Here is a 10,746-nt window from a genome sequence, read left to right as displayed (position 1 = left end):
CTACATGTAATGCACGATTCTCTAAACGTAGACGTTCAAGTTCAGTTAACTCTTGAGAAGTATATTTATGCTTCTTTGCTTTAATTTTCTTTTTATGCATTAATGGTCGTCCTTGCTTAATAAATAAAGCATCAACACCGCCTTCATTTAATTTTCTTTGCCAATTCGCAATAGTGGAATGTTGTTTAATATTAAAATGATTGGCAGTAATTTGATAGCTGGCACTATGTTCTTTTCTCCAGTTTAAGACTTCTAATTTAAATTGACCACTATATCTTGTCTTAGAAAAGCTTTTTTCCAGGCCTCTGTTACCATACTGTTGATAATTATTGATCCAACCATCAATAGATCTACGTGATGTGATATGTAATTTCTCTTGAATTTCTTTTGTACTAAATCCTCTTTGATACAAATCTACTGCTTCTAATTTTGTTTTTAGTAAATATTTAGACATAAGAAAACCCCCGAATTGGAATCTTTGTCCAATTCCGGGGGTTAACTTCACTTTAATATAATTAAATGCCAGTTTTTTAATTTAGTTCTTTTAATAATCTCTTAGCCTCCCAACCGTGGCCGAGCCGTTATCAGCAATTGCTGACCTATAATTAAAAGCTGTGAACTAAAATTAAGCTTAAATATAATTTTGGTTTCTTCTATTATTAAGCTTTCAGATAACATAATAAACTTGTCGTTAGACTAGCAAAAGTTAAAAAGTATAATTTAAACTAAAAAGACTAATCTCAATTTAACATCAAGAATTAGTCTTTAATTAAACGCTATCCAGAATATTTTTAAAGATGTTGCGCATGGACTACTGCATCAATTATCATTGTCCACTGTACACCTTATCCACCTAGTCGTTGAACATTGTAATATTGTCCTTATATAAATTTAACCCCAGAATTAACTAGAAGGTTAAACTTTTTTTGTTTTAAAAAATGGCATCTAAGCAAAAAAATTAATATTGATTAATTATGAGAAATCATGCTCAATTGGTTATTTTCCAATTTATAAGCACGAGTAAATTTATTCTGCAAATCTTCAGGAATATGGTGATCGATCTCGACCACGGTCAGGTTTGATCCCAGAATTAATTCGTGAATTTCGTGTGCGGTTTGCGGGTCTAGTGAAGCGGTACCCTCGTCAATCAGTAGGAAGTCGCGGTTGTATAAAAAAGCTCGGGCCAATTCAATACGCTTCTTTTCACCGCCCGACAGATTAGTCCCGTCCTCCTTGATGACCGCGTCAAGACCAATTTTATCTACTAACGGTATTAAGCCCGCTTTTTGAACGGCATTTGCTAGTTCTTGTTCAGAGAAGCTACGTCCTAGCGTCAGGTTGAAGCGCAGGGTATCGTTAAAAATGTTAGAATCCTGGTTTACCTCCCCGAAGTAGTCGGGCTCAGGAGCGATAGCTATGCCGTCCTGCCTAACTAATTCAACTTTACCTTGCTCGGGTTTTAGGACGTGTGCTATTAGCTTAAGCAGCGTACTCTTGCCTTGACCACTGCGACCGGTCAAAAGGATTTTCTCTCCACGCCTAACCACTAAGTTGGCATGCTGAACGACAGCTTTATCCTGATAACTAAAAGTTACATCATCTAAATATAGCTCTTTAAAGTCGATTGTTGTCAGCTGGTCACTTACTTCAGATTGAGGCAGCTTTTTAATCTTTTCCAGCTTACCTAACAGTGGCTTAGCCGAATTAATCGTTGTCATCGACTGGTTAATAGCTAAGATTGAGTTGACCACCCAAGTGCTCGAATACTGGACCATGATAAAGGAAGAAAGTGGCAAACGGTGATCTAGAACAAACAAAATACCGATTCCGATGGGTAAATATGACAAAGAATAAGCCAAGATGCCAGCCAGCAAGTTACTCATAGCAATTGTGTTCTCCCGTTTTTGTTTAGCAGTGGCAGTGTCGGTGATAGCTTTCTTACCCTTTAGTAAAAAGAAAGGCATAGCGTTGTAGTGCAGAATTAAATCGATGTGTTTAAGGTAATCCGACATGAAACCCGTATACTTGCTCACGCTGGCACTCCACGCTTCTGAACTAAGCATGACGCGCTTAGCCATAATCCTGGGAGCGACTGCCGAAATAACCGAAAAACACATAAAAACCAAGGTTAGTAGGAAGTTGGCGTTTAGAGCCATAACCAGACAAAGTAGCAAGTTAACAATACTAGTAATTAATTTAAAGATTTCCTTGACGTAATTATTTTCGACCAGCTCTAAATCATTGGTGACAAAAGATAGCTTGTCAGAAACCGATCCCTTCTGCCGAACAAAGTTGGAAGAGAGCAGATCGCTGCGCACGTTCCGGTTAAAAAGGTAAATATTCCGGTTCAGAGTTCGCTCATACAGGTAACGAGCAAAAGTCAAAATAATAGTAACCAGGACAATCAAGCTAATTTCGACCACCACCCGCCTTTTATCAGCGGCCTCAACCATGGCAAAAATTTGTGAATAGGTCCACGTGCTAAAAGGCGTATCCAGACCCACAATTACGGTCAATAAGAGGCAGAACAAGATGCTCTTACGTTCAAAATATTTTTTCATAATCCTAATACCTTTACCTTTCAGGTTTTTAATCTACTCTCGTTGAAATTACTCCATAAAATGGAATTATGTCTGAGTCACTGAATATATGTTCCCATTTGTTGGGTATTATTTGTTTAACCGGACGATTTTATGAAATCACTTTTTGCATTGTTTAAACAAATTATTTGAGCACAAGCTCCAATTAATTCAACTACTTTGTTAATGTTACAGTCCACTTTTGTAATTCCAAAGACAGTTAATGCGCTACCATAACGTGGATCCCAAAATGAAAATTTATTTTGAAGACTTTGATATGATAAACTTTTGTTTTTTTCCTTATCCCAGAAACAATGACCGTCATTTTCAAAAGTTTTATAAAAACAATACTTATCTTCTATTCCTAAGTACTTACTAATCTGGGATAATTCTATTTTTTTTAAGGCTTTAAATTTATCAATTTTAATCCAATTTGAAAGCATACCGTAATATATTCCACTTGATCGATACCGATATTTTTCCCTTAATTGATCGAACTGAAATAGATTTAAATTTTCTGCTTTAAAGTTACCTAACTTGATTACATCAATATTTCTACCAAAGCTAACTTTATCGAATTTCAAGTCAAGCATACTTGCTAACATATAATATGATCCTATAATATGACCAGCTTCTAATGATTGAAGACTATTATGTATTTGAACATAAATTTTCTCTTTTATTTCTTTAGTTCTAACAATATATATATCATTTTTATTAACCTCAAAATTTACACTATATATAGTAAATTGACTTTCACCCGGTATCTTACTAATTACTTGGTTGTTTCCTAAACCGACAAATCCTCTTATTGTGTAAAAAGATCTTGCTGATGGATACGACAGATGCCAAACATATGGAGTATCATTTAAGTTTCTTAAAGATTGCTCTATCAGCGGTAAAAGAAGAATTTTTGTCTCAGGAGAGAGACTATTAATATTAATTTTTTTTATTTTAGTTAAGATTACATTTTCTTCATCACAATAATATTGTTGAGATGAAAACTTAGTTTTAGTATTGCAATATAAAATATCTTTATATAAATCTTCAACAGTATATTTCATTTTCTTCACGCTATCGGCAAAAACTTAGGGAAATTTAGCTTTTCTAATTTATAGTTAAAAATCATACTATTTCCTCCCAGAGCTACAACTTTTACACAAGATAACCCCAATTCTGCTATTGCTGTAGGAGTTATATCTATAACTACAATGTCTCTATATCTTTTAGTTAACGAAATATTTTTACATTGCTTATAGAAATCTTCAAGTGATAGATCCCTTTTAAACTTGTACAGATTTGCAATAATTTGATTATTATTTGCATCAAAGTAGTAATTTTGAATTTTATCTAAAGTGCTATCACCATTTTTTTTAGTATTTTTCTCCTTTTTAACTATTGCTCCCATAGCTTCATCAAATGAATGCTTTAGGCATTTTTGAATATTTTCACTTGAAGCAAATCCTGAAGAACTAAAAATATCTTTTTTTCTAGTCTTCACTAAACACCAGACAATAAACTTGTTATCAATTAAATTTTTATATAAAAAGAAGTCAGTTTTTATATTCATCAAACTACATAATTGTTTAAAGGATTCGCCTAAAATTTGGCTAATTGAAGTTAATCTAACAAGATTAGCTCCTCTACCTAACCAAGACTCAATTAAAACATCTCGTTCAATAAACTCGTTCAATGCCCGCTGTACACTATCTTGGTAGCTTGAACCAATGGCTGTACCATTAGAAGAGCCTAAATATGTATCTTCTCCTTTGTCTGGATTACCATAAAACACAAAGTTAAATGGTATATATACAGGATTTTGGTCTCTTTCGGAGAACGCTTCTACCCATTTACTAACTTTAGGAATTGATTTTGTACCCCATAGAATCCCCAATTGCTTATAGTCAATAGCTTTACTATGCAACGGAACATTCCTAACCGATTCTATATGATCAACATTAGTCGAACTAATTCTCTCATAGTATTCAAATATAGCTCGTTTTTTTAATGAATCAATCGAATTATCCCAAACACTAAATGCATATCCAGATAATTCTGGGTACTTCTCATTAAATATCACTATTTCATCTTTTAGGCTTACTTGTTGCCATAACAATGAATTTTCTATTTTCAAATTATTTATTTCTAGAAATCTAAGGCTTTCTATTCCATCAATAACAGTACCTATAAAAATTCCCCATTAGCAATCTTATATGAACAGTACCTATAAAAAATTCCCCATTAGCAATCTTATATGCCGAAATGAAAGTTAAGCTATAAAAATTAGATAAAAATAAGTCAAATTTTATTTTATCAAGTTTAAGCCAAATTACAGGTTCTTTGCTTCTAGTTCGATTTTGTATAATCAAGCTATCCCCTGCTTGAAAGAACATAAAGTTATCATTGATTGTTTTTAAGGGGCGAGCTTTCTTAGCTGAAATTTTCAGGCATTTCATTTTAATACTTCTCCTTCTTTAATAATTTTTGAGAAAGTTTAAGAAAAGAATCAATAGTAGAAGTAGATTTAACACGACATATTTGTTTTAGTATTCTAAGAGCTTCAGTACTCATGTCATCTAGCTTTTCAACTTCTTCAATAATCAATTTATTAATCGTAGAAATATTAAATTTATTTTGATTTTTTGATAATGCACTATATAAATATAGTAATTTTGCAATACTAAAATTTGGAGCGTAAAATATACATTCTTTTTGATCTATTGCTTTAAACCTAATTTTTTTAAAAGGTAAAAAATTAGATTTTAATACTGTAGTTTTCAAAAATTCTCTTTGCAACAAATAATAAGATTCTGAATTCAATAATTGTGTAGAAAATTGTTCACTTCTATGTCTGAAGTCCAAAACATCTAAAGCAAGAATTCCAAATTTATTATTTTTTATTTCTTTTACTAAGGAAAAATTTTTTTGTATTCCTGACAATAAGTATATTTGCATTTCTTCCGTCAAAGATATATTTTTGATACTTTTCCTACTATTTTCAGGCAATGGCTGTGAACATAGCCATAACCGTCCAGAATTAGAAAAATAGTATATACTCAGTTCAATTGTTTTTCCACAATTTATCTTTTTATTTTCTGAATTTATTCGTCCTTTTGCAAAAATATTACTATCATAAGAAAAAATATCTATTTTTTCTGTTTGCTTCTTTAAGGGTTCCGAAACTTTTTCTATTATTTTAGTTTGTAAAAAGAAATTTATTATTTGAGAGTTATTCTCAATATCCTTACCAAGTCTTATTTCATGAAGAATATCATTAATTTGTTTAGCTTGTTCTTCATTAATATTTAATTCGAAATTGTTATCTTTAGTAGTTATGAAATGATGTCCATTTCCTGAAACAAATCCAACTCCTGAAGCTATTTTATATATACTCATTTTATTTTCTCCACGTTTTTACAAAAAAAGTCAAAATCTGGAAACATTTTTTCATGTCTCTTAACTAGGCAAAAATTCATAAAATATTTCTCTAAAATAGTAAAGTTCATCAGAATCATTTTTTCGTATACCAAATTAACAAGCCATCTAGACAAAGTCAAAGTAGAAGACTTGATAGCTATTTTCTGTGATTGATCGTCTAAAACAGTTCTTTTATGATAATACGAAGCGAAAGAATTTGTGGCAATCTGTTCTTCTCTTGTCGAGGGAGAATAGAAATCTAATTTTCCGTGAGCTATCATAAATTCTACTTTTTCTATAGTATCTAGAGCAATGCTGGAAGAAGCTTTTAAAACAGAACTATTATTATTAACATAAAATAATTCAAATTGATCTATTATTTCTCTTCTTTGCTTAACTGTAAGTGAATTCAGAAAAGCATATAAATGTGACCATTGAGACACATAACCCTTTTTAATATCTTCAATATTTTTTGTAACTGGTACTTTTGATAATAATTTATCTACCCAATTTATAAATTCAAATAAATTATTTTGTGTAAAATAATATTTTTTTAATTGTTTGTCAAACCAGTTCTCTAAATACAAATATAACTTGTATTGTTCAAAATTTTGAAAATATTTTTTTGAATCGTCAACTGATATTATTGTTCGCATTTGATTGTACCTTGTCGATACATCATCTGACAAGTTCATTAAACTTATTTTCAAACTATCATGTTTAGCTTTTGATTTTAAAAAATAAGATTCTAAATTTTTATTATTCAAGTTTAAAAGTTCTGTCTTAAAACTTTCAATTTCCTGATCATTTTTAAAATATAAATCCATCTTGAATTTCATTTTTATTTCCTCACAGATAATGACTTAATATTTTTTTACATATCTCTCTTGATAACACTTCTCCATTTTCATTACTACCTAGTAATCGATTCTTACATAATTGGATTAAACTAAAATAATAATATGCAAATTTGTTCAATGAATCATTTTCAAACTTACTTTTCAAGCACTTAGTAATTCTTCTTTTTAAAGTATCCGGAAATTGAACTTTAGCAGTATATTTTAATTGGGCTTTGTCAATTAAAAGTTTGTGTTTGTTATAATGATTTTTCCTTTTACTAGAATATATTTTTAAAAGTATATGCTTATTTATAATCAATAATGCGCATTTTAAAAAATTTTCTTCAATTGCTACTCTCTTGTATGTATCATTAATCTCCGGTACTAATTTGTTTTTTAATATAAAATAGTTTTTAGTTTCACAACTAAATTCTTGTAAAGCTTCATACATGGACTCAGTAGCTCCAAAACGATTACTTTCTATAGCATATGCCTTTTTTATTACTTCACATCCATAATCCTTTGAAAATTTATCCAGTTCTTTTGAAAATGATATTAATTCTTCTGTATTTAAAAGTCTTATCCTGATGCTTGCCTTAGCATTATCAAAATATCTTATGAAGTACCAATTATCATACTTATTAAAAGTTTGGATAAGTTTTTCTAGGTAAAAGTCAAAATCTTTATTTGGCAGTAATAATGTAAACCCATGTAAAAATTTTTGATATTTATCATTTGTAAATAATTTATATTTTTCGTTTATAGCATTCACAAGACCTAATTTTTCTTCTTTAATAAATTGGATTGCATAATTTGCTTGAGGTAATAAAGTTTCGCAAAACGTTGTGTTTTGTATTGTTTTTATTACATTAAAAGTTTTGTTTGTATGCCATTGATAAAATGGCATCATGTTTCCTTGTGAAATCACACTAATATTTTGCTTTTTATTTTTCCAATATTCTAAATATGAATCAGTTTCATGTTCATTTAAGTTCCAAGTTTCTGGAGACAAACAAATATTTTTATATTTGATTTGGGGAATATGATGTAATTTATTAAAATAAGGAGGTAGTGCGGAAAACGGTACTTGATTAATATAATTTGTAATCGACTTTAGCAAATCAACTGTATCTTCTTCTTCTGACACTCTTGTTTCCATAATACTATTCCATTCAATGTCCAATATATGTCCTTCATTATCGCAAAATTTTAAGCCGTTTGATAATAGTATAAAACCAAGATTTGCTTCACTATATCCATTGTAAGGCACATACTGATTGATATATAAGTTTTTTCCAAAAAGCTCGGGATTGTTCATAAAAAAAGGATATACATTGGGAAAATAAGATACAGTTGATATCTTTGTATGTTTAGTATTTATAGAATTTTTAGAAAATATTGCTTGAGTAGGTAAGACAAATAGATTTTCCTTTTCTAAATAGCTATATACAAATTCATACGACTTTAGGGGACAATCATGATCAAGAGCTCCAATTAATGTTTCTGATAGTTTATCAATAAAATCATCTGTTATAGTTATAGATTTTTTAGATCCATTCTTTGATAGAAAAGAAAGCCACATTTTTTCCACTTTGAAATAGACAAATGATATTCATTATCGTGTTCTTCAATAAATTTTAGTTTACTACTTAAGTTCTCAAAATCAGTTAGTTTTAATGCTTCGTTAATCGGAACAAATTTAAATAGTCCATACTTTTCTTGGAAATATTGTTTGAATGCTCTACCCACTTTATAATCATTTGTTGTAACCGAATTTAGTGAAAACAAACGTTTCAATCTGTTGGGTAAATTAAGACTCTTAGATTTTATTTTGGTTGTGTTTTCTATATTAGATAATATTAAAGGCTGATCAATTTTATATAAATTATTCATTTTTGTAATAATTGCCTTTATATCTTTTAATGAAGGTATTTGATTTAATTGGTCTAACTGTGTTTTTATTTCAGTTAATTCATTCTTTAAATTGCTATTTATTTGTAGACTCAATAATTCTTCTAATTTTAAATTTAATCGATCAAATTCTAAAAAATAATTTTTTTGTTTATAAATATTTTTAAAATTGAAACTATGTTTTCATTATCAAAGCCTAAGTTTTTAGCATATCCCAAATAATCTCCATACGAAAGCGTTAAATTCGGAGATATAACAAATTTGTGTATTAGTTTTCCCAAAGGAGTTTTTAAATCTACATGCACATATTCCGTGCTAACAGTAACTCCTGATCTCCATGTTATTAAGCTTCCATTAATAGAAAAGCCTGAAGAAAGTTGAAGCCTTGTATTCAAAGACATTTTTTGAATAACTAAATATTTATTAGCTAGAGCTCTTAACCACTTTGGATTGACTTCTACTTCAATTCTTTTTGTTTCCTTTTTTTGCGTATCACCGTAGCAAGTTAATGCTTGAAATTTACTAAACCGCGACGCTATACGAATCAATAACAGCCTTAATTTGTCTTTAGCTTTATCTGAGCCATGTAAGAAACTTAAATATAATTCCTCATAAAATAAATGTATAGTTAAAAAAGTAGCTCTATCAGACTCTATAATATTTTTAATGTAAGAATTATCTACTGTACTTAAACTTAATTTATCAATTATATCGGTTTTTAAATTAGTTCTTCTATATCTCATTTTTATTCTCAATAAAATAATAGTGTCACACAATGTGTGGCACTATAAAAATCAATACATTAGCTTTGACGACTAATATTGGAACAACTATTCTATCTGAAGGAAGCGCCCAGCTTTTCAAGCATAGTTGGTATCTACTTTATAGATATCAAGTCCTTCAATATCAACTACTTTGTTTAAATCCTTGTTTTCTATTTCTATTTATCCTTTTTATTTTATTTTTTAATATAAATGTAGGAATAACGTAGAGTGAAATAAAAAATCTATGAAATTTCAGCTTGTTCGACGATTAATATTAGAGCAACTATTCCATCAAATGGAAGCGCCCAGCTTTTCAAGCATAGCATTGGTATCTACTTTATAGATATCAAGTCCTTCAATATCAACTACTTTGTTTAAATCCTTGTTTTCCATTTCTATTTCTCCTTTTTTATTTTATTTTTTTATAATTATATAATATAATTATAAAAAGTCAATATTTTTTTAATATAAATGCAAGGATAACGTAGAGCGAAATAAAAAATCTATGTAACTTCTTTGATAAAATGTAATTATCTACTAATTACAGAAAAGGATTTTATGAGCTTTAATTCTGATGTGAATTCCGAAGTTGAAGTACTCATAATAGTTAAACATTAATCTAGTTATTACGAACCTTTTTTTCATGACTAAATTTTCAAGTGCTTCAAAAACTAAAATTATTTTGTACATATTTCTTAGCGTCTATTTAACTTTTCCGGATTGACTTAATTCAAGTCCTAATTTTATCTTTTCTTATTATTAAATATTTAAAGATTAATATTTCCAACTTTCTCTATTCAAAGGGAAATGCGACCTAATTTAACGAAAATTATAGAATCATTGGAGTTTATAACTTTATTCCTTTTTTAGTATTTCACGTCTTTTAACCTACGAATATTGATACATCAATTTTTATAAGACTTAAAGCTTAAAATTCAAACTAAATTAAGCGGTATTTTTAACGAAAATTTCGCTAGTTAAACGTTGATTAATAAGACATCAACAAAAAAACAACCATTTGGTTGCTAACATTATCTAATAATTAAATTGGCACTTAATACTTGTCTTTAATAAAGTCATTGATTGCCTGGTTTAATTGCGGGCCATAATTAGTTGCCCAAAATGTTTTGGTTTTCATTGTTTAATTTCCCTTCTCTATTTTTATCTCTTACTTTGTAGTTGTTTAAAGTATTCCAAATTTTATTTACTTTGCATTTAATATTCTTAAAAGTACCT

Annotated in this window: 10 protein-coding genes; all 10 read right to left on the bottom strand. The window is 29.2% G+C overall.

Annotated features, from left to right (window positions below):
* Positions 1 to 454: helix-turn-helix domain-containing protein (locus ACYIAQ_RS04620; RefSeq protein ID WP_483562690.1), on the bottom strand; the 454-nt coding region annotated here is incomplete at its 3' end.
* A gap of 514 nt (positions 455 to 968) precedes the next feature.
* Positions 969 to 2,561, bottom strand: a complete 1,593-nt coding sequence (locus ACYIAQ_RS04615; protein ID WP_483562689.1) for an ATP-binding cassette domain-containing protein — start codon at positions 2,559 to 2,561, stop codon at positions 969 to 971.
* Between the two features lie 116 nt (positions 2,562 to 2,677).
* Positions 2,678 to 3,643 (bottom strand): hypothetical protein, encoded by a 966-nt coding sequence (locus ACYIAQ_RS04610; RefSeq protein WP_483562688.1) that lies wholly within the window; start codon positions 3,641 to 3,643, stop codon positions 2,678 to 2,680.
* A gap of 5 nt (positions 3,644 to 3,648) precedes the next feature.
* A complete protein-coding gene (locus ACYIAQ_RS04605; RefSeq protein WP_483562687.1) occupies positions 3,649 to 4,713 on the bottom strand; it encodes a YcaO-like family protein in 1,065 nt (354 codons plus the stop codon).
* 37 nt (positions 4,714 to 4,750) lie between these two features.
* Positions 4,751 to 5,035, bottom strand: coding sequence for a hypothetical protein (locus ACYIAQ_RS04600; RefSeq protein ID WP_483562686.1), 285 nt, complete (start codon positions 5,033 to 5,035; stop codon positions 4,751 to 4,753).
* A 1-nt stretch (position 5,036) separates the two neighbouring features.
* Positions 5,037 to 5,975: a hypothetical protein gene (locus ACYIAQ_RS04595; RefSeq protein ID WP_483562685.1), complete on the bottom strand. Its 939-nt coding sequence runs from the start codon at positions 5,973 to 5,975 to the stop codon at positions 5,037 to 5,039.
* Positions 5,972 to 6,835 carry a hypothetical protein gene (locus ACYIAQ_RS04590; RefSeq protein WP_483562684.1) on the bottom strand — a complete coding sequence of 288 codons (864 nt, stop codon included), beginning with the start codon at positions 6,833 to 6,835 and terminating at the stop codon, positions 5,972 to 5,974. The genes ACYIAQ_RS04595 and ACYIAQ_RS04590 overlap by 4 nt, the downstream gene beginning before the upstream one ends.
* Before the next feature lie 10 nt (positions 6,836 to 6,845).
* Complete coding sequence (locus tag ACYIAQ_RS04585) at positions 6,846 to 8,417, bottom strand: lantibiotic dehydratase C-terminal domain-containing protein (RefSeq protein WP_483562683.1); 1,572 nt, start codon at positions 8,415 to 8,417, stop codon at positions 6,846 to 6,848.
* Positions 8,372 to 8,842 carry a hypothetical protein gene (locus ACYIAQ_RS04580; RefSeq protein WP_483562682.1) on the bottom strand — a complete coding sequence of 157 codons (471 nt, stop codon included), beginning with the start codon at positions 8,840 to 8,842 and terminating at the stop codon, positions 8,372 to 8,374. Before ACYIAQ_RS04580 ends, ACYIAQ_RS04585 begins: the two co-directional genes overlap by 46 nt.
* A gap of 35 nt (positions 8,843 to 8,877) precedes the next feature.
* The gene (locus ACYIAQ_RS04575; protein WP_483562681.1) at positions 8,878 to 9,489 is read right to left on the bottom strand and encodes a hypothetical protein; all 612 of its coding nucleotides are present in this window, start codon (positions 9,487 to 9,489) and stop codon (positions 8,878 to 8,880) included.
* Positions 9,490 to 10,746: the final 1,257 nt, after the last annotated feature.

This window comes from Lactobacillus sp. X-49, assembly GCF_057063645.1.
Note: the sequence above shows the minus strand (reverse complement) of the source record. Positions and strands in the feature narration are given on the sequence as shown.

Excerpts from the sequence above, each read along its gene's own strand:
- ACYIAQ_RS04590 (WP_483562684.1), bottom strand. The coding sequence starts at position 6,835 with ATGAAATTCAAGATGGATTTATATTTTAAAAATGATCAGGAAATTGAA.
- ACYIAQ_RS04575 (WP_483562681.1), bottom strand. The coding sequence starts at position 9,489 with ATGAGATATAGAAGAACTAATTTAAAAACCGATATAATTGATAAATTA.
- ACYIAQ_RS04595 (WP_483562685.1), bottom strand. The coding sequence starts at position 5,975 with ATGAGTATATATAAAATAGCTTCAGGAGTTGGATTTGTTTCAGGAAAT.
- ACYIAQ_RS04585 (WP_483562683.1), bottom strand. The coding sequence starts at position 8,417 with ATGTGGCTTTCTTTTCTATCAAAGAATGGATCTAAAAAATCTATAACT.
- ACYIAQ_RS04600 (WP_483562686.1), bottom strand. The coding sequence starts at position 5,035 with ATGAAATGCCTGAAAATTTCAGCTAAGAAAGCTCGCCCCTTAAAAACA.
- ACYIAQ_RS04610 (WP_483562688.1), bottom strand. The coding sequence starts at position 3,643 with ATGAAATATACTGTTGAAGATTTATATAAAGATATTTTATATTGCAAT.
- ACYIAQ_RS04615 (WP_483562689.1), bottom strand. The coding sequence starts at position 2,561 with ATGAAAAAATATTTTGAACGTAAGAGCATCTTGTTCTGCCTCTTATTG.